Raw genomic sequence first — 19,125 nt, 5'->3', positions numbered from 1 at the left:
CGTGAGCTGAGCGGCTACGGCGTGAGCTGGGTCGGCGGCGGCGTGAGCTGGTCCGGCTACGACGAGAGCTGGGTCGGCTACGGCGTGAACTGAGCGGCTACGACGAGAGTTGAGTCGGCTACGGCGTGAACTGAGCGGCTACGGCGTGAGCTGGGTCGGCGGCGGCGTGAGCTGAGCGGCTACGACGAGAGTTGAGTCGGCTACGACGTGAGCTGGGTCCGCAGCCACTCCTCCACCTCGCCCACGTGCGCGGCCGCCGCCGCGCGCGCCGCCTCCGGGTCGTGCGCCACCAGTGCCCGGTGGATCGCCGCGTGCTCCCGCCGGGTGCGGGCGAAGGCGCCCTCCTCCTGGTAGCCGCGCCAGACCCGGGCGCGGAAGGTCCGCGAGGAGAGGCCCTCCAGGATGGCGGCCATGGTCTCGTTGCCCGCGGCCGCCGCGATGGCGCGGTGGAAGGCGAGGTCGTGGGCGAGGATCTCCTCCGGATCGTCCGTCGCGTTCATCGCCGTCAGGTGCTGCTCCACCTCGGCGAGCTGCCCGGGCGTGATGCGGGCCGCGGCGAGCGCGGTCGCCGTCGACTCCAGGATCCGGCGTACTTCGAGCAGCTCCACCACGCGTGGGCCCCGGGACAGATCGGCCACCACGCCGAACGTCTCCAGCAGGTCCCCGGCCTCCAGCTGAGTGACGTAGATGCCCGAGCCGTGCCGCGCCTCCAGGACGCCGAGGACCGTGAGCGCGCGGATCGCCTCCCGCATGGAACTGCGGGACATGCCCAGCTGGGCCGCGAGATCGCGTTCGGTCGGCAGCCGCTGGCCCGGTTCGAGGCGCCCCTCGCCGATCATCGCCTTGATCCGCTCGATGGCGCGCTGCGTCACGGTGCCCTTGTGCGGGGCCGTCTCCGTCCCGCCGGGCTCCGTCCCCTTGGGCAGGGTCTCGTCCACGCCACATCCTCCTGTTGCCGGGTGCGCCGCAGTCTAACCAGCCATGTGGTCGGACCACTACGGCTAGAAACCAGGAAAACTTGGCGTCGAAGGGTGTTGTGACCCCGAAGTGGTCTGATAAATATTCGTCCCGGTCGGTAGCGGGACCTCCGGCCACGCATCCTGCTCGATCACGCTCGATGAGGAGCCGTCAGATGGCCGGCAGAACAGTGCGCAACAGGCGAATCTCGTCGCGGGCGGTGCGTGCGGCGGCTGCGGCCGCCTGCGCGACTCTCGCCCTCGCGGCATGCGGCAGCACCAAGGACACCGGCGCCTCGGGCGGCGGCGGAGGCACCGGCAAGGTCGGGGTGATCCTGCCCCTGCTGACCTCGCCGTTCTGGCAGTCGTACAACGACTACGTCCCGAAGATGGCCACGTCCGAGGGCGTGGACGCCCTCAAGACCGTCAACTCCAACAGCGACCCCTCCCAGCAGATCACCGACATCAACAACCAGCTCAACCAGGGGGTGAAGGGCCTCGTCGTGGCCCCCCTGGACAGCGCGGCGATCGCCGCGGGCCTCGACCAGGCCGAGCGCAAGGGCGTGCCGGTGGTCGCCGTCGACGTGGCGCCCGAGAAGGGCAAGGTCGCCATGGTCGTACGCGCCAACAACGTCGCGTACGGCGAGAAGGCCTGCCAGTACCTCGGCAAGCAGATCAGCTCCGGCAAGGTCGTCCAGATCATGGGCGATCTGGCGTCCGTCAACGGCCGCGAGCGTTCCGAGGCGTTCCGTACCTGCGTGAAGAAGAACTACCCGAAGCTGAAGGTCCTGGAGATTCCCGCCAAGTGGGAGTCCGACACCGCGGCATCCAAGCTGGACACCCTGCTCAACGCCAACCCCGACATCAAGGGCATCTACATGCAGGCGGGCGGCGTCTATCTCGCGCCCACGCTGCAGACCCTCAAGTCCAAGGGCATGCTCAAGAAGACCGGCCAGGCGGGCCACATCACGATCGTCTCGAACGACGGCATCCCGCAGGAGTTCGACGCCATCCGCAAGGGCCAGATCGACGCCACCGTCTCGCAGCCCGCCGACGCGTATGCCAAGTACGGCATGTACTACATCAAGGCGGCGATGGAGGGGAAGACGTTCAAGCCGGGCCCCACCGACCACGACTCCGAGATCGTCAAGCTGCCCAGCGGCATCCTGGAGGACCAGCTGCCCGCGCCGCTGGTGACCAAGGACAACGTGGACGACTCCAAGCTCTGGGGCAACACGGTCAAATGATCACTCCACTGGTCGAGGCGCGGGGGATCGTCAAACGGTACGGTCCCACCGTCGCCCTCCAAGACGGTCAGCTCACCGTGCTGCCGGGCGAGTCGCACGCCCTCGTCGGCCGCAACGGCGCCGGCAAGTCCACCCTCGTCACCCTCATCACCGGCCTCCAGGCGCCGGACGAGGGCACCGTCCACTTCGACGGTGAGCCCGCTCCTCCGCTCGCCGACCGCGACGCCTGGCGCCGCAAGGTGGCCTGCGTCTACCAAAGGCCCACGGTTGTTCCCGAGTTGACGGTCGCCGAGAACCTCTTCATCAACCGTCAGCCCGTCGGTCGCGGCGGCTTCATCAGCTGGCGCAGGCTGAAGTCCGAGGCGGCCGAGGTTCTTCAGACCTGGGACGTGCGGGTCGACCCGGACGCGCGGACCGCGGACCTCAAGGTCGAGGACCGCCAAATGGTGGAGATCGCGAGGGCGTTGAGCTTCGGCGCCCGCTTCATCGTCCTCGACGAACCGACCGCGCAGCTCGACAACCGGGAGATCGAGCGGCTCTTCACCCGGATGCGCGCGCTCCAGGAGTCCGGCGTCACCTTCCTGTTCATCTCGCACCACCTCCAGGAGGTGTACGAGGTGTGCCAGACGGTCACCGTGCTGCGCGACGCCCGCTGGATCACCACCGCGCCGGTCGCCGAACTCCCGCGCCCGGCGCTGGTGGAGGCCATGGCGGGGGAGTCGATCGGCGAATACGCGGCCACGCACACATCGGCGGCCGCCGGGGCGCCGGTGATGCTCGACGTCAAGGGGCTCACCTCGCAGGTGTACGAGGGCATCGACCTCACGGTCCGCCGCGGCGAGGTCGTCGGACTCGCCGGATCCAGCGGCAGCGGCAAGATCGAGCTGGCCGAGTCGTTCGCGGGACTGCACACCCCGACGGGCGGAACGGCCCGACTGGGCGACGAGCGGCTCCCGTTCGGCGACGTACAGGCGGCCCTGAAGGCCGGTGTCGGCTGTGTCCCGCGCGACCGGCACGACCAGGGGCTGGTCTCCGCGATGAGCATCGGCGACAACGCCACGATGACCGTACTGAACCGGCTCGGCCGCTACGGCTTCATCGGCACCGACCGCAAACGCGGCTTCGCCGCCGAGCTGATCGAACGCCTCGACATCCACACCGAGGGTCCGCAGCAGCCGGTCTCCGACCTCTCCGGAGGCAATGCGCAGAAGGTCGTCATGGCCCGCGCCCTGGCCTCGGACCCGCGCCTGCTCGTCCTCATCAACCCCACCGCGGGCGTCGACGTGAAGTCCAAGGAGTCCCTGCTGTCCCGCATGGACAGCGCCCGCGAGGACGGCACCGCCGTCCTCGTCGTCTCCGACGAACTCGACGACCTGCGCCGCTGCGACCGCGTCCTCGTCCTCTTCCACGGCCGCGTCGTCGCCGAGCACCCGGCGGGCTGGCACGACCACGAGCTGATCGCCTCCATCGAAGGAGTGGACCATGGCTGACACCAAGGCCCCGCCGCTCACCCCCCTGCGGGCCGCCGACCCGCGGGCGGCCAAGGCGGTGCTGCTCCGCCGAGCACGTGAACTCGCCCTCGTACCAGCCTTGTTGCTGCTCATGGTGCTCGGCGCGTTCGTCAACGACTCGTTCCTCACGGAGCGCAACCTGATCTCGATCCTCGGCGCCTCGGCGGCCCTCGCCATGGTCGTGCTCGCCGAGTCGCTCGTGCTCATCACCGGCAAGTTCGACCTGTCGCTGGAGTCGGTCGTCGGCATCGCGCCCGCCGTCGGCGCCCTGCTGGTACTGCCCGCGGCCCAGTCCGGGTGGGGGACGGAGTTCCCGGCCGCGCTCGCCCTTCTCGCGATCCTCGTCCTGGGCGCGGTCATCGGCGCCTTCAACGGCATCCTCGTCGTGAAGTTCAAACTCAACGCCTTCATCGTCACCCTCGCGATGCTGATCATCCTGCGCGGACTGCTGGTCGGCGCGACCAAGGGCAAGACGCTCTTCGGGATGCCCGACGCGTTCTTCTCGCTGGCCACCACCACCTTTCTGCGCGTCCCGATGTCGGTGTGGCTGGCCGCCGTCGCCTTCGGCGTCGCGGGTCTGATCCTCAAGTACCACCGCGTCGGCCGCGCCCTGTACGCGATCGGCGGCAACGCGGACGCGGCCCGCGCGGCCGGCATCCGCGTCGAGCGCGTGATGCTCGGCGTGTTCGTCGTGGCGGGCGTGCTCGCCTCGGTCGGCGGGATCATGCAGACCGGCTATGTCGGGGCGATCAGCGCCAACCAGGGCAACAACATGATCTTCACCGTGTTCGCGGCGGCGGTCATCGGCGGCATCAGCCTCGACGGCGGCAAGGGCACCATGTTCGGCGCCCTGACCGGCGTACTCCTGCTGGGAGTGGTGCAGAACCTGCTCACCCTCGCCCAGGTGCCTTCCTTCTGGATCCAGGCCATCTACGGCGGAATCATCCTGGTCGCGCTGATGATCGCCCGGGTGACGACGGGCCGCGCCCAGGACTGACCCCGCTCGACCTCGTACGCCTCTGTGTCCCGGACCGAAAGGCCTCCCGTGTCCCCAACTGCCGCTCGTATCACCGCGGTCGACACCTACGACATCCGTTTCCCCACCTCGCGCGAGCTCGACGGCTCCGACGCGATGAACCCGGACCCCGACTACTCGGCCGCGTACGTCGTGCTGCGCGGCGACGCGGCGGACGGAGCCGAGGGGCACGGCTTCACCTTCACCATCGGGCGGGGCAATGATGTCCAGGTCGCCGCGATCGACGCGCTGCGGGGGCATGTGATCGGACGGTCCGTGGACGAACTGTGCGCCGACCCGGGCTCGCTGAGCCGGGACCTGATCGGCGACAGTCAGCTGCGCTGGCTCGGACCCGAGAAGGGCGTGATGCACATGGCGATCGGCGCCGTCGTCAACGCCGTATGGGATCTGGCCGCCAAGCGCGCCCGCAAGCCGTTGTGGCGGCTGCTCGCGGACGCCGAGCCGCAGTGGCTGGTCAGTCAGGTCGACTTCCGCTACATCACGGACGCGCTCACGCCCGAGGAGGCGCTGGGGCTGCTGCGCCGCGGAAGGGCGGGGGCCGAGGACCGTGCCGCACGGCTCGCCTCGCGCGGCTTCCCCGCCTACACCACCTCGCCCGGCTGGCTCGGCTACGACGACGAGAAGCTCACCCGCCTCGCCGCCGAGGCCGTCGCCGACGGATTCCGGCAGATCAAGCTGAAGGTCGGCGCGGATCTCGCGGACGACGTACGACGCTGCCGGGTGGCCCGCTCCGTCGTCGGCCCGGACATCCGCATCGCGATCGACGCCAACCAGCGCTGGAACGTCGACGAGGCGATCACCTGGACCAAGGCGCTCGCCGAGTTCCAGCCCTACTGGATCGAGGAGCCGACCAGCCCCGACGACGTCCTCGGCCACGCCGCCGTCCGCCGGGCCGTCGCCCCCGTCAAGGTCGCTACCGGCGAGCACGTGCAAAACCGCATCGTCTTCAAGCAGCTGCTCCAGGCCGGCGCCCTCGACGTCCTGCAGATCGACGCGGCCCGCGTCGGCGGCGTCAACGAGAACCTCGCCATCCTGCTGCTGGCCGCGAAGTTCGGCGTGCCCGTCTGCCCGCACGCGGGCGGCGTCGGCCTGTGCGAACTCGTCCAGCACCTGTCGATGTTCGACTTCGTGGCGCTCGCCGGCACCACCGACGACCGGGTCATCGAGTATGTCGACCATCTGCACGGCCACTTCCTCGACCCGGTGGTGATCCGCGAGGGCCACTACTCGGCACCCACCGCGCCGGGTTTCTCGGCCACCATGCGGCCGGAGTCCATCGCGGAGTTCACCTACCCCGGCGGCACCTTCTGGGCCGCCGACCTCGCCCGGCAGTCAGTCAACGACCGCAAGGGAGCAGCCGCATGACGGTCTCTCACGACTTCGACGGGCTGAAGGCCCTGGTGACCGGCGGCGCCTCCGGAATCGGCCGGGCCACCGCCGAACTCCTCGCCGCCCGCGGCGCCCAGGTCGCCGTCCTCGACCTGGACCCGTCGTCGGTCGAGAAGCCGCTGCTCGGCTACCGCGCCGACGTCACCGACGACGCCTCCGTGCGCGAGGCCGTGGCCGCCGCGGTCGCCGACCTCGGCGGCCTCGACGTACTCGTCAACAACGCGGGCATCGGAGCCCAGGGCACCGTCGAGACCAACGACGACGAGCAGTGGCACCGGGTCCTGGACGTCAACGTCGTCGGCATGGTCCGCACCACCCGCGCCGCCCTGCCGCATCTGCGGGCATCCGGGCACGCGGCGATCGTCAACACCTGCTCCATCGCGGCCACCGCGGGCCTGCCCCAGCGTGCCCTGTACTCCGCCTCCAAGGGCGCCGTCCAGTCCCTCACCCTCGCCATGGCCGCCGACCACCTCCGCGAGGGCATCCGCGTCAACTGCGTCAATCCCGGCACGGCCGACACCCCGTGGATCGCCCGCCTCCTCGACTCCGCCGCCGATCCGACCGCCGAGCGCGCCGCGCTGGAAGCCCGCCAGCCCTCCGGCCGTCTCGTCTCGGCGTCCGAAGTGGCGGGCGCGATCGCCTACTTGGCGAGCCCGCTGTCCGGCGCCACCACCGGCACCGCGCTCGCCGTCGACGGCGGCATGCAAGGCCTGCGACTGCGCCCGGAGGGCCAGTGAGCACGCTCGGCACAAGTGACGTCGAGGTCAGCGAGCTGTCCTTCGGCGCCGCGGGCATCGGCAACCTGTTCACCGCGGTCGACGACGAGCAGGCGTACGAGGCGGTCGACGCCGCCTGGGCGAGCGGCATCCGCTACTTCGACACCGCCCCGCACTACGGCATCGGCCTCTCGGAGCGCCGCCTCGGCGCGGCCCTGCGCGACCGGCCGCGCGCCGAGTACACCCTCTCCACCAAGGTGGGCCGCCTCCTGGAGCCCACCGACGCGGGAGGCGACGACCTGGCGGAAGGCGGCTTCGCCGTGCCCGCCACGCACCGGCGGGTCTGGGACTTCAGCGCCGACGGTGTACGCCGCGGCCTCGACGCCAGCCTCGAACGGCTCGGCGTCGACCACGTGGACGTCGTCTACCTGCACGACCCCGACGACCACGCCGAGCAGGCCTTCCATGAGGGTTACCCGGCCCTGGAGAAGCTGCGCTCGCAGGGCGTGGTCGGCGCGATCGGCGCGGGCATGAACCAGGCCGAGATGCTCACCCGTTTCGTGCGCGACACGGACGTCGACGTGGTGCTGTGCGCGGGCCGCTACACGCTGCTCGACCATCGGGCGCTCACCGACCTGCTGCCCGCCGCCGAGGGGCGCGGCACCTCCGTCGTCGTCGGCGGCGCCTTCAACTCCGGTCTGCTGGCGGACCCGAGGCCCGGAGCGACGTACAACTACACCGCCGCGCCACCGGAGTTGCTGGACCGCGCCCTGCGCCTGAAGGCGCTCGCCGAGCGGCACGGCACCACACTGCGCGCCGCCGCCCTGGCCTTCCCGGCCGCCCATCCGGCCGTCGCGAGCGTCCTGGTCGGCGCGCGCTCGGCGCTCGAAGTCCGCGACTGTGCCGAGCAGTTCGCGACACCGGTGCCCTGGGCCTTCTGGCAGGAACTGCGGACGGAAGGCCTGCTGGCCGCCGCCGCCCCCGTACCCGCACCGGAGCCGTCATGAGAGTCGCCCTGCACACCAAGGTCCGCACGGACCGCGTCGCTCAGTACGAGGCCGCCCACCGCGAGGTCCCCGCCGAGCTGACCGCCGCGATCCGCGCCGCCGGAGCCACCTCGTGGACGATCTGGCGCAGCGGCACCGACCTGTTCCACGTCCTGGAGTGCGCGGACTACGGGCGCATGCTCGCGGAGCTGGAGAAGCTGCCGGTCAACATCGCCTGGCAGGCCCGCATGGCCGAACTCCTCGACGTGGTCCACGACTACTCCGACGAGGGCGCGGGCGCGGGACTGCCCGTGGTGTGGGAGTTGCCGTGACCCTCGACGCGCACCACCATGTGTGGGACCTCTCCGTGCGGGACCAGGACTGGATCACGGGCCCTGAACTCCTGCCGCTGCGGCACGACTTCGCGATGACCGACCTGGAACCGGAGGCTCGGACCGCTGGAGTCGACCGTACGGTCCTCGTCCAGACGGTCACCGTGGCCGAGGAGACCCCGGAGTTCCTCGCCCTCGCGGAAGAGAGCGAGCTGATCGCGGGAGTGGTCGGGTGGACCGACCTGACCCGGCCGGACGTGGCCGACGAGCTGGCGCGGCTGCGGGAGCTGCCCGGCGGCCGGTATCTCAAGGGGATCCGGCATCAGGTGCAGGGCGAGTCCGACCCGGAGTGGCTGCTGCGTCCGGACGTACGGCGCGGCCTCGCCGCCGTCGCCGCGGCGGGACTGGTCTACGACCTGATCGTGCTGCCTCACCAGCTGCCCGCGTGCCTGATGGCGGCGGTGGACCACCCCGAACTGACCTTCGTGCTGGACCATTTGGGCAAGCCGCCGATCGCCACCGGTGCAATGGAGCCCTGGGCGACCGCTGTCCGCGCTCTGGCCGCGCTTACCAACACGGTCTGCAAGCTCTCCGGGATGGTCACGGAGGCGGACCCCGCGACATGGACGGTCGACGACCTGCGCCCGTACGCGGACACCGTCCTGGAGGCCTTCGGCCCGAGCCGCCTGATGTTCGGCTCGGACTGGCCCGTGTGCACGTTGGCCGCCTCGTATGCCCAAGTGTGCGGTGTGGCAGAGAAGTTGACGAGCGGTCTCGGCGCGGAGGATCGCGCGTCGGTTTTCGAGGGCACCGGCGCCCGCGTCTACCGCCTCTGAGCCGCCCAGTCCAACCGGGTCGGCGGCAGGAAGTCGCGCACGTACGTCCGGTGCCAGCACGCGCGCGTCTCGCGCAGCTCGCGCCAGGTCGTGAAACGGTAGCGGTAGAGGCGGGCGCGGATGTAGCGGGGCGGGGCGTCGGCGGGGAACGGCGAGTGGCGCAGCAGCCGCAGAGTGTCACGGTCGTTCTCCAGGAGCCGCTCCACGAACCCCGAGAACCACGCACCGGCGTACGCGGGGGAGAGGGCCGCGAACCACATCAGCCAGTCGAGCCGCAGATGATACGGCGCGAACTGACGCGGCCAGCGGCATGGGTCGCCCGGCTTGCCCTTGAACACGTACTCCCGCCACTCCGAGTCCTCGCGCGGCATGTCGTCCGCTGTGCCCTCGACGACCACCTCGTGGCGCACCCGGCTGACGCTGCCGAACGCGCCGTAGGTGTTGACCAGATGGAGCGGGTCGAAGGAGCGGTTCATGATCTGGCGCCGGGAGATCAGATTACGAGCCGGCCGGTAGCTGAGAGCCACCAGACCGGTGGCCACCGCGAGGACCAGCACCTCGTACCACAGCGGTGCCGGGGCCACGTGCGGGGCCGTCGTGGGGATCTCCAGGGCCGACAGGGCCAGCACGATCGTGATCCAGTTCAGCCAGGCGAAGTTGCCGGACAGGACCAGCCACAGCTGGGTGAGGATCATCAGCGAGGCTGCGGCCGTCGCGATCGGCTGGGGGGCGAAGAGCAGGATCGGGACGACGAGTTGGGTCACATGGTTGGCGGCCACCTCGACCCGGTGGAACGGCTTCGGGAGATGGTGGAAGAACCAGCTCAGCGGGCCCGGCATCGGCTGTGTCTCGTGGTGATAGTCGAGGCAGGTCAGCTTTCGCCAGCACGCGTCGCCCCGCATCTTGATCAGCCCGGCACCGAACTCGACGCGGAACAGCACCCAGCGCAGCAGGAACAGGACGACGACCGGCGGGGCCACCTCGTCGTTGCCGAGGAAGACCGCGAGGAAACCCACCTCCAGGAGCAGGGACTCCCAGCCGAACGAGTACCACGTCTGCCCGACGTTGACGATCGACAGATAGAGCGCCCAGGGGACGAGCCACAGCACCATCCCCCCCCACAGCGGCAGTTGCGAGTCCAGACCGGCGATGAGCGCCACCGACACCGCGCAGCCCGTCCAGGACCAGAGTGCGAAGAACCGGTCCGAGTAGCGCAGATGGAACACGCTCGGCGCCTGACGGAACGGCACCCGCTCCACGAAGCGGGGAACGGGCAGCATCCCACGCTCCCCGATCAGCGCTCGAAACTGCAGCGCCGCGCCCAGGAACGCGACGAGGTACAGCACGGCCAGCGCCCGCTGGAAGACCAGCCGGCTCAGCCAGTACTCGGGTACGACGAACCACTCCACCGTGAGTGCTCCTCTCCTCTCCCATTGTGACGCTGGGTGACCGCCTCCGCTTGCGTGCCTTGAGCGGGTGACGCAGACAATGGGGGACGAATTGCCCGGGATGAACGGGAGAACGTGGTGCATATACCCACCAGAGCCCTCGTCACGGCCTGCGCGCTCTCGGCGGCGCTCCTCGTCGCCGGCTGCGGCGGCGACAGCGACAAGGACAAGGCGGCCGGGGGTTCGACCGGCGATGAGGTCTTCCTCGAGCCGGTCGCGGCCCAGGGTCCCGACCCCTTCACCGACTCCACCGTCACCTCCACCCCGGCCCCGCCGCCCGTCACCCGAACGCCGCAATCGACCTCCGCCGGCGGCGCCCCCGACACGCGGAGCGTGCGCTCCTTCTCGGGTGCGACGCCCGGCCTCTACGGCGGTACCCAGAACGTCGGCAGCTGCGACGTCGAGAAGCAGATCCGCTTCCTCGCCGCGGACCGCAGCAAGGCGCGCGCCTTCGCCCAGGCCTCGGGAATCCCGCAGGCGTCCATCCCGGCCTATCTGCGGGCTCTGACCTCGGTCGTGCTGCGCGCCGACACGCGCGTGACGAACCACGGGTTCAGCGACGGGCGGGCGACCGGCTTCCAGTCGGTGCTCCAGGCGGGCACCGCCGTCCTCATCGACACTCGGGGCGTGCCTCGCGTCCGCTGTGCCTGCGGCAACCCCGTCGACGCGCCCGCCGCATCCCAGGGGAGCCCGCGCAGCCAGGGCCGGTCCTGGTCCGGGTACCGGCCCACGGAGGTCATCGTGGTGACCCCGGCGCCCACCGCGATCACCAACATCACGATCATCAACATCGTCGACAACACATGGATCGAGCGGCCGGTCGGGCACGACGGCCATCACCATGACCACGCCGTACCGCCGCCCGACGACTGGACGCAGATGCCGCGCCCGCACGAGGACGAATCCTCCCCGCACCCGCACGAATCCTCCCCGCACCCGCACGACTCGTCCCCGCGTCCGCACGACTCCTCCTCCAGCGCCTCGCCGAGCAAGGAGAGCCCGCGTCCGGACGGATCGGCGTCGGACTGCGCCACACCGCACTCGACCGTGACCGTGACGCCGGGGGCGACGCAGAGCGCCCCGGACCAGAGCCCCACCCAGAGGTTGGCGGATGCGTCCTCGCGGTGCCCGACGGCCACCGTCCCGGCCCCGCCGGAGGGCTCACTGACCCCTTCGGGCCGGAGCACTCCTCCCGGCACGGACACCACCACCCCCGGCCGGTCCCCGTCCGAGGAGCCCTCCTTGCCACCGGACTCCTCGAGCGGGTCGAGCCCGTCGAGCGAGGACATCGGTCCCGACACCGTCCCGGACAGCCCCGACCTACCCGACGGCGGCGGTCTGATCCCCGACGAGCCGACCGTCCCGGACAGCATCTTCGACTCCCCGACCGACGTCTTCGACAGCTGACTGCCCGAGTCGAATAATCGGGCAAATCCTGGCATGGTGGCCCCATGGTTGATCGGGGAGCGAGTGCCCTGTCACTCCCGGACGACTGGCCCGCCCACCCGGATCCGATCCTGGCGCTCAACCGCATGGGCAGCTTCGACTGGGACCTGGGCACCGGTCTGATGCACATGGACGCCCAGGCCCACGAGGTCTTTGACGTGCGCCCCGACGAGTACGACAACCACCCGGCGACCCTGGCCGTGCGGGTGCCCCCGGCCGAGGCGATACGCCTCGACACCCTGGTCTCCCAGGCCCTCAAGGACGGCAGCGAGAACTACGGGGCGTACTTCCGCATACGGTGCCGCAACGGCTCCCTGCGCTGGACCCACAGCCAGGGATACATCCGCCGCGACGAGAACGGACGCCCGCGCCGGATCATCGGCATCGTCCGGGACGCCACTCAGGAACTCGGCGAGAGCGAGGCGCGTCGCGAGCAGGCCGCCCAGGACGAGGTGCGACGCCAGCAGACGAGCGTCGTCCAGCTCACCACCGCCGCCCTCGCACACGCCCGCACCGTCCAGGACGTCATCGACGTCCTCGAGGACACCCATGGCCTCACCCACCTCGGCGCGACGAGCCTGGTGATGGGCCTGGTGGAGGCCAACCGCATCCGCTTGGTCGCCGCGGGCCCCGAGTACAGCTACGTACCCGGCACCCGGGTCACACGCCTCGACGCGCGGTATCCGATGAACGAGGTCGTACGCAATCTCGCGCCGCACTTCATAGAGTCACCCGAGGAGTTCGCCGAGTCGTACCCCGACCTGTGGCCGCACATCACCGACCTGAACATCACCTCGGCCGCGTATCTGCCGCTCATCGTGCAGGCCCGGCCCATCGGCGCGATAGGCCTGCTCTACAACGACCGGCGCGGGTTCTCGCCGGAGGAGCGCAACATCCTCGTCGCCCTCGGCAGCAGCATCGCGCAGAGCCTGCAGCGTGCCATGTTCTACGAGCAGGAGAAGGACCTCGCCCAGGGGCTCCAGCAGGCCATGCTGCCGCGCTCCATCCCCAGCGTTCCCGGCGCCGACATCGCCGTCCGCTACCGCTCCGCCTCCCTCGGCCGGGACATCGGCGGCGACTGGTACGACGTGATCCCGCTGCCCGGCGGTCGCGTCGGCGCCGTCATCGGCGATGTCCAGGGCCACGACACGCACGCCGCCGCCGTCATGGGCCAGCTGCGCATCGTGCTGCGCGCCTACGCGGCCGAAGGCCACACCCCCGCCACGGTGATGGCCCGTGCCTCGGTCTTCCTGGACGAGCTCGACACCGACCGCTTCGCGACCTGCCTGTACGCGGAGGCCGACCTGTCCACCGGCGTGGTCCAGCTGGTCCGGGCCGGCCATATCGACCCGATGGTGCGGCACAACGACGGCACCTGCCGCAGGCTGCCCCTCGACGGCGGTCTTCCGCTCGGCCTGTCCGCCGAGTTCGGGCGCCTCGAATACCCGGTCACGAGCATCGAACTCGACCCCGGGCACGCTCTCCTGCTGTACACCGACGGCCTCGTCGAACAGCCCGGCATCGACCTCGACGACGGCATGCAGACCCTGCGGGAACTGATCTGCTCCGGTCCGGACGACGTCATCGATCTCGCCGACCGGCTCATCGACGTGGCCGAGGAGCGCGGCGGGGACGACGATGTCGCGCTGCTGTTGCTGCGCCGCCGCGGTCTCACCGACCAGCGCTGGGGCGGACGGCTCCAGCAGCATGTCGCGCCTGGCGATCCCGAGGCGCTCACCGAGGCCCGCCACATGATCCGCGCCGCGGTCCGGGCCTGGGGCGCCGTCGAGCGCGCCGACGAGATCGAGCTGGTGGCCGACGAACTGATCACCAACGCCCTGATGCACACCGAGGGCTCCGCGATCGTCACCCTGCGCGTCCTCGCCGGCCCCGACCGCAGGCTCCGCGCCGAGGTCGAGGACGCCTCCAGTGCCCTGCCGCGTCGCCGCGAGGCCGGTGAGTCCGGTGTCTCGGGCCGCGGCCTCCTCCTCGTCGACCTCCTCACCGACGTGTGGGGCGTGGAGGCCCGTGGCGGCGGCAAGTGCGTGTGGTGCGAGTTCATCGTCCCGGAACGGGACTGAGAGCCGTTGTCGGTGCCGGATGGCACTCTGGACGTATGCCGGAACTGCCCGAGGTCGAAGCGCTCAAGGACTTCCTGGCCGACCATCTCGTCGGCCGTGAGGTCGTGCGCGTACTGCCCGTCGCCATCAGCGTCCTGAAGACGTACGACCCGCCCGTCACCGCCTTCGAGGGGCGCGAGGTCACGGCCGTGCGCCGGCGCGGCAAGTTCCTCGACATCGAGGCGGACGGCCTGCACTTCGTGACCCACCTGGCCCGCGCGGGCTGGCTGCACTGGAAGGACACGCTGCCCGACGCCCCGCCCCGCCCCGGCAAGGGCCCGCTGGCACTGCGCGTCGCGCTGGACACCGGCGAGGGCTTCGACCTCACCGAGGCCGGCACCCAGAAGCGGCTTGCCGTGTACGTCGTCCGGGACCCGGCGGAGATCCCCGGGGTGGCCCGTCTCGGCCCCGATCCGCTCGCCGCCGACTTCGACGAGGCACGTCTGGCCGGACTGCTGGCGGACGAGCGGCGACAGCTGAAGGGCGCGCTGCGCGACCAGAGCCTGATCGCCGGTGTGGGGAACGCGTACAGCGACGAGATCCTGCACGCCGCCAAGATGTCGCCCTTCAAGCTCGCCTCCTCGCTGACCCCCGAGGAGACCCGGCGGCTGTACGAGGCGCTGCGCTCCACGCTCACCGAGGCCGTCGAGCGCTCCCACGGGCTGGCCGCGGGCCGTCTCAAGGCGGAGAAGAAGAGCGGGCTGCGGGTGCACGGGAGAGCGGGCGAGGCGTGCCCGGTCTGCGGCGACACCATCCGCGAGGTCTCCTTCAGCGACTCCTCGCTGCAGTACTGCCCGACCTGCCAGACCGGCGGCAAGCCGCTGGCGGACCGCAGGATGTCCCGGCTGCTCAAATGACCACGCCGAGGATGTCTCGGCTGCTCGAATGACCATGCGCCGGCGAGGTTCCGGCGGCTCGAATGATCACGCGCCGAGGAGGTCCCGGCTGCTCGAATGACCGCGCGCCGAGGAGGTCCCGGCGGCTCGAATGACCACACGTCGGCGATGTCTCGGCCGCTCGGACGGCCCGCACCTGCGATGTCCCGGCTGCTCACATGACCGGACACCGCCCGGGCCCGCGTCGGCCGGACGCGACGGAGGTCAGTGGGACTTGAGGGTCACCAGGCGTTTGCCGTCCATCGTGCGCACCTGGAACCCGCTGATCTCCTTGGACCGCAGAGCGGCACCGCCCTGCACGCTGGTGGCCTTGGGGTTGTGCGAGGGCACCATCCAGCTCGCCACTGTCTGCTCCGAGCCGTCCTTGCCGACGACGACGAGCTGACAGGGGCGAGGGCCCCCGGCGTCCTTGACCTCGACGTTCACCTCGCTGCCCCAGTCCCGGTCCTGGGTCGTGACCTGAGCCCACACACCGGTCCGCGCGTCCGTCGCGGCGATCTGCGTCGACTGGGAATCCCGCGCGGTCACGATCGCGATCGCGGGACCGCCCGCCGCGAACACCACCGAGGCCGCCACCGCGTACAGAAAGCGCCTGCGCCCGGCCCGGTTTCGCGAAGCCACCTCGCCGAGCAGCCGGTCGAGCAGCCGGGGCCCGGCGGAGGCGAAGGGATGCACGAAGCGCGGTGTGGCCCGTCGGTACAGCATCAACTGCCGTGTGGCGGGCCGGAACTCACTCACGTGCGCCGTACAGCTGGGGCACTCCATGAGGTGGTCCTCGAAGCGGAAGGCCTCCGCCTCGTCCAGCACGCCGAGCGCGTAGGCGCCGACGTCACGATGCCCTTCCAGGGACCTCATACCGAATACCGAATCCTCGTGGCGATGGTGCGGGGTGGGGGTGGTGTTGCTGTTGCACACCGGTACGCACCAGACCGTCGAATCACTCAAGGCCCATCCGGAATAGCGGCCAGGACATTCGGAGCAAGAGGGCCCGCGGATTGGTGCGAGCCGAAAAAAGTCGCTCAGAAGAGGTGGATCGCCAGATGCCCCAGAGGCAGCCCCAGCCGCCACGCCGGCGTCCACACCTTGGGGCCGTCGTCCTCGCCCGGTACCGGGCCGCCGCCTGGCACCGCGTCCAGGTCGGGGGCGAGCAGCTCGGTCTCCTCCAGCCATCGCCAGGCCGCCGACGCCAGCTCCAAGTCGGGGTCGTCGGCGCCTGATTCGGCCGCCTCGGACAAGCGCCGTGCCATGTGCTCACGTACCCAGTCCTGCCACGGCTGGTCGTACGCCGTCAGCGAAAGCCAGGTCTCCAGCTGGGTGACGACCCTGATCCCGGACAGCTCACCGCCGCTGTCCGCGAGGAAGATGGTCAGCGCCAGGGCGTCGCGCCCGGCGCGGAACTCGAAGGACGTGGGCGGCATCAGGTCGCCGGTCCGCAGCAGTTCGTCGGCGATGTACTCGGCGTACAACCAGGCCATGGGTACGGTGAGTTCGCCCCCGCCGGTGCCGTCCGTGCTCTCTTGACCTCTGTGCAGCATCCCTTCCCGCCTTCCTCCGGTACGTGCGCGTCGCCCGAACCCGGCCCCCAGTCCGGAACACGGATGAAAGCAAGCTGAGTGCTCAACCATGGTCCTCAGCAAGGCGCTTTACGGAGGTTTGACTCGGCCTTCGGTTTCACCGCAGGTCGGCCGCGTATCCCGGAAGGACCCGGCGCAGGGCGCGCAGCGCGTAGTACGCGCGCGACTTCACGGTACCGGGCGGAATTCCGAGCGCCGCGGCGGCCTCCGCCACACTCGCCCCCTGGAAATACACCTGCACCAGGACTTCACGGTGCTCCGGAGTGAGTGTCTTCACAGCCTCCCGCACATCGAGCGTCGCCGCCGACCGTTCGGCGTGATCGGCACACACACGCGCACTCTCGAGGACCGCGTCCCCGACCTCCGGGGGCCGCGCCTGGCGGGCCCGCCGCGCGTCGATGGCGAGCCGCCGGCCGACGGTGAGCAGCCAGGGGCGTACCGAGTCGAAGTCGTCGGCCCGCAGCGCCTCGGGGTGCTGCCAGGCGCGGACGAACGTCTCCTGCACCAGGTCCTCGGCGCGCTGCCGGTCGCCGTCGGACAGGCGCAGCAGCAGCGCGAAGAGGGGCCGCCCGTGTTCGCGCTGCAGCGCGGCCAGCTCGTGCTCGGCGGTCGTCCCGTGCGTGATGGTGGTTCCGGCCGTCATGGCCTGTATGCCAGCGGGTGCCGCTGCGCGGGGACAGGGGCCGGACACGGTTGTGCGGTGGGCGGTCGATGCCGTCGGTGAACGGCTCGGCGAACGGTTCAGTGGGCCTCGCGGGGACGCTGCCCCCGGACCCCCCTTGTCGCCCTAACGGGCTCGTCCTCAGGCGCCGGACGGGCTAGGAGCGTGCGTTGCGCCTTGACTCCTGGCTGCCCTCGCATGTGGATTCATGTCACTTCTTCTTCATATGACCGCATTGGGGCTGGGCATGATCACACGCAGGCGACAGACCACACTGGTCCTCGCGGCCGTACTCGTCGCGGCCGCCGCGAGCTGTCAGGCCCAGGATCGGCCGACCCGGCCGGCAGGCCACCCCGCGGCCCCGGCCGCGCCACCCGGGTTCACCCTCGTCGCCACCGGTGACGTGCTGCCGCACAGCTCGATCATCGAGCGGGCCCACTCCGACGCGGGAGGCAACGGATACGACTTCCGGCCCATGCTCGCGGCGGTCCAACCCGTCGTGACGGCTGCCGACCTGGCGATCTGTCACGTGGGTACGGTGTACGGCCCGGACGGCGACTACACCGGATACCCGATCGTCGAGTACCCGCCGCAGGTGGCCGGGGGCCTCGCCGCGACCGGCTACGACGCCTGCGCCACCGCCTCGAACCACACCCTGGACGACGGCGCCGCCGGCATCCATCGCACCCTGGACGCACTGGACCGGGCGGGCGTGCGGCATGCGGGATCGGCCCGCACGGCAGAGGAGGCGAGCAGCGTCACGCTGATGCGGGCGGGCACCGCCAAGGTCGCCCAACTCGCCTACACCAATGACGCGAACGGATTTCCGCTTCCGCAAGGTGAGCCCTGGGCCGTCAATCTGATCGACCCCGCCCGGATCGTCGCGGACGCCCGCGCGGCCCGGAAGGCGGGCGCCGACGTGGTCGTCGTATCCCTGCACTGGGGCACCGAATGGCAGGACGCGCCGGACGAGCGGCAACTGAGCCTGAGCAAGCAGCTGACCGCCTCCCGCACGAACGGGCGGCCGGACATCGACCTGATCCTCGGCACGCACACGCACGTCCCGCAGGCGTACGAGAAGGTCAACGGCACCTGGGTCGTCTACGGCATGGGCGACCAGATCGCCGGCGGGACGTTCAACCACCAGGGCGTCCTGGATCCGCGCGGCAACGAGAGCACCATCGGACGGTTCACCTTCACCCCGCCGGCGCACCCGGGCGGGCGCTGGGAGGTGACGAAGGCCGAGTTCATCCCGCAGGCCTTCGACCTCGACGCCGGTCGTGTCGTCAACCTCAACGCCGCTCTGGGCCAAGGGGCCCAGGTGGGCGGTGTACGCGACTGGATCCGGGACGTCGTCCTGAGCCGGGGCGCGGCCAAGGACGGGCTCGTCATGGCGCAGTAGGAGGCCGCCTCCACCAGGTGCGGGCGGGCTACGGAACGACCGTGACCGGCCAGCGGCCAGCCTTCACCAGCCGGATCGCCACCGACCCGACGATCCGGTGCCCCGCCTGCTCGGACGCGCCGACCACCACCGCGTCCGCCTTGAGCTCGTCCGCGGCCGTGACCAGGCCGTTGTAGGGGTCGCCACGGAAGGTGTGGAACTCCCAGCGCACATCGAATATGTCCTTGACCCGCTCGGCCGCGTCCCGGATCTGCGCGACGAGGTCCTCGGCGATCTCGTCGGTCGTCTCAGCGACGGGGACTCCGAGCGCCGCCCCGGCGGCCATCACCGGCTGGACGTACACGACGGCGAGCAGCGCGCGCTGCCGTCGGGCCAGGCCACTGGCGTATGCCGCGGCGCGCAGTGAGGAGTCGGAGCCGTCCACCCCGACGACGATGACCTTGGGACCGTCCGTGCCCCGCTCGAACCCCTGCGAGTGCTGCTGTTCCGTCACAGCTGTGAGGCTATCGGAAACCGCAGGTCCCGCCTCCGTGGGGGCGCAGGCAATGTGCTCGACGGGCGGGCGGGCG

Annotated in this window: 18 protein-coding genes; 12 read left to right on the top strand and 6 right to left on the bottom strand. The window is 70.8% G+C overall.

Going from position 1 to position 19,125, the window contains the following annotated elements:
* Window positions 1-200: 200 nt before the first annotated feature.
* Window positions 201-938, bottom strand: a complete 738-nt coding sequence (locus tag AB0D27_RS05285; RefSeq protein ID WP_362502213.1) for a FadR/GntR family transcriptional regulator — start codon at window positions 936-938, stop codon at window positions 201-203.
* Window positions 939-1,132: 194 nt separating this feature from the next.
* Here AB0D27_RS05285 and AB0D27_RS05280 point away from each other — a divergent pair, with 194 nt between their 5' ends.
* Genes AB0D27_RS05280 through AB0D27_RS05245 form a run of 8 tightly spaced genes read left to right on the top strand, consistent with a single transcriptional unit; the run spans window position 1,133 to window position 9,009 of the window.
* Window positions 1,133-2,203, top strand: coding sequence for a sugar ABC transporter substrate-binding protein (locus AB0D27_RS05280; RefSeq protein ID WP_362502211.1), 1,071 nt, complete (start codon window positions 1,133-1,135; stop codon window positions 2,201-2,203).
* Window positions 2,200-3,693 (top strand): sugar ABC transporter ATP-binding protein, encoded by a 1,494-nt coding sequence (locus tag AB0D27_RS05275; protein WP_362502209.1) that lies wholly within the window; start codon window positions 2,200-2,202, stop codon window positions 3,691-3,693. The genes AB0D27_RS05280 and AB0D27_RS05275 overlap by 4 nt, the downstream gene beginning before the upstream one ends.
* Window positions 3,686-4,711, top strand: a complete 1,026-nt coding sequence (locus AB0D27_RS05270) for an ABC transporter permease (RefSeq protein ID WP_362502207.1) — start codon at window positions 3,686-3,688, stop codon at window positions 4,709-4,711. Before AB0D27_RS05275 ends, AB0D27_RS05270 begins: the two co-directional genes overlap by 8 nt.
* 48 nt (window positions 4,712-4,759) lie before the next feature.
* Complete coding sequence (locus AB0D27_RS05265; protein ID WP_362502205.1) at window positions 4,760-6,115, top strand: L-fuconate dehydratase; 1,356 nt, start codon at window positions 4,760-4,762, stop codon at window positions 6,113-6,115.
* A complete protein-coding gene (locus AB0D27_RS05260; RefSeq protein WP_362502203.1) occupies window positions 6,112-6,876 on the top strand; it encodes an SDR family oxidoreductase in 765 nt (254 codons plus the stop codon). Before AB0D27_RS05265 ends, AB0D27_RS05260 begins: the two co-directional genes overlap by 4 nt.
* Entirely contained in the window at window positions 6,873-7,862 is a 990-nt protein-coding gene (locus tag AB0D27_RS05255) for an aldo/keto reductase (protein WP_362502201.1), read from the top strand. The genes AB0D27_RS05260 and AB0D27_RS05255 overlap by 4 nt, the downstream gene beginning before the upstream one ends.
* Window positions 7,859-8,173 carry an L-rhamnose mutarotase gene (locus tag AB0D27_RS05250; RefSeq protein ID WP_362502199.1) on the top strand — a complete coding sequence of 105 codons (315 nt, stop codon included), beginning with the start codon at window positions 7,859-7,861 and terminating at the stop codon, window positions 8,171-8,173. The genes AB0D27_RS05255 and AB0D27_RS05250 overlap by 4 nt, the downstream gene beginning before the upstream one ends.
* Complete coding sequence (locus AB0D27_RS05245) at window positions 8,170-9,009, top strand: amidohydrolase family protein (RefSeq protein WP_362502197.1); 840 nt, start codon at window positions 8,170-8,172, stop codon at window positions 9,007-9,009. The genes AB0D27_RS05250 and AB0D27_RS05245 overlap by 4 nt, the downstream gene beginning before the upstream one ends.
* Here AB0D27_RS05245 and AB0D27_RS05240 read toward each other — a convergent pair.
* Complete coding sequence (locus AB0D27_RS05240) at window positions 8,997-10,418, bottom strand: lipase maturation factor family protein (RefSeq protein ID WP_362502195.1); 1,422 nt, start codon at window positions 10,416-10,418, stop codon at window positions 8,997-8,999. The genes AB0D27_RS05245 and AB0D27_RS05240 overlap by 13 nt on opposite strands.
* Window positions 10,419-10,535: 117 nt before the next feature.
* On the opposite strand from AB0D27_RS05240, the gene AB0D27_RS05235 reads away from it, so the two are divergent.
* From AB0D27_RS05235 to AB0D27_RS05225, 3 genes are read left to right on the top strand one after another with little or no spacing between them, the layout of a single operon-like run.
* Entirely contained in the window at window positions 10,536-11,864 is a 1,329-nt protein-coding gene (locus tag AB0D27_RS05235; protein ID WP_362502193.1) for a DUF6777 domain-containing protein, read from the top strand.
* Between the two features lie 44 nt (window positions 11,865-11,908).
* The gene (locus AB0D27_RS05230; protein WP_362502191.1) at window positions 11,909-13,984 is read left to right on the top strand and encodes a SpoIIE family protein phosphatase; all 2,076 of its coding nucleotides are present in this window, start codon (window positions 11,909-11,911) and stop codon (window positions 13,982-13,984) included.
* 35 nt (window positions 13,985-14,019) lie between these two features.
* Window positions 14,020-14,880, top strand: a complete 861-nt coding sequence (locus AB0D27_RS05225) for a DNA-formamidopyrimidine glycosylase family protein (RefSeq protein WP_362502189.1) — start codon at window positions 14,020-14,022, stop codon at window positions 14,878-14,880.
* Window positions 14,881-15,123: 243 nt separating this feature from the next.
* Here the strand turns inward: AB0D27_RS05225 and AB0D27_RS05220 are convergent, their stop codons facing one another.
* The 3 genes from AB0D27_RS05220 to AB0D27_RS05210 form a co-directional block, all read right to left on the bottom strand.
* Window positions 15,124-15,774 carry a zf-HC2 domain-containing protein gene (locus tag AB0D27_RS05220; protein ID WP_362502187.1) on the bottom strand — a complete coding sequence of 217 codons (651 nt, stop codon included), beginning with the start codon at window positions 15,772-15,774 and terminating at the stop codon, window positions 15,124-15,126.
* A 164-nt stretch (window positions 15,775-15,938) separates the two neighbouring features.
* Window positions 15,939-16,454, bottom strand: a complete 516-nt coding sequence (locus tag AB0D27_RS05215) for a hypothetical protein (RefSeq protein ID WP_362502185.1) — start codon at window positions 16,452-16,454, stop codon at window positions 15,939-15,941.
* A 136-nt stretch (window positions 16,455-16,590) separates the two neighbouring features.
* Window positions 16,591-17,136: a sigma-70 family RNA polymerase sigma factor gene (locus AB0D27_RS05210; RefSeq protein ID WP_362502183.1), complete on the bottom strand. Its 546-nt coding sequence runs from the start codon at window positions 17,134-17,136 to the stop codon at window positions 16,591-16,593.
* A 265-nt stretch (window positions 17,137-17,401) separates the two neighbouring features.
* Between AB0D27_RS05210 and AB0D27_RS05205 the strand changes: the two genes are divergently transcribed.
* On the top strand, window positions 17,402-18,556 hold the full coding sequence (locus AB0D27_RS05205; protein ID WP_362502181.1) for a CapA family protein: 1,155 nt from the start codon (window positions 17,402-17,404) through the stop codon (window positions 18,554-18,556).
* A gap of 28 nt (window positions 18,557-18,584) precedes the next feature.
* On the opposite strand, the gene AB0D27_RS05200 is transcribed toward AB0D27_RS05205, so the two are convergent.
* Entirely contained in the window at window positions 18,585-19,049 is a 465-nt protein-coding gene (locus AB0D27_RS05200; RefSeq protein WP_362502179.1) for a universal stress protein, read from the bottom strand.
* Window positions 19,050-19,125 lie beyond the last annotated feature (76 nt).

It is taken from the genome of Streptomyces sp. NPDC048415, assembly GCF_040651675.1.
In the GTDB taxonomy this organism is placed as follows: Bacteria; Actinomycetota; Actinomycetes; order Streptomycetales; family Streptomycetaceae; genus Streptomyces.
The sequence above is the reverse complement of the archived record's forward strand: the minus strand, read 5'-3'. Positions and strand labels throughout refer to the sequence as shown.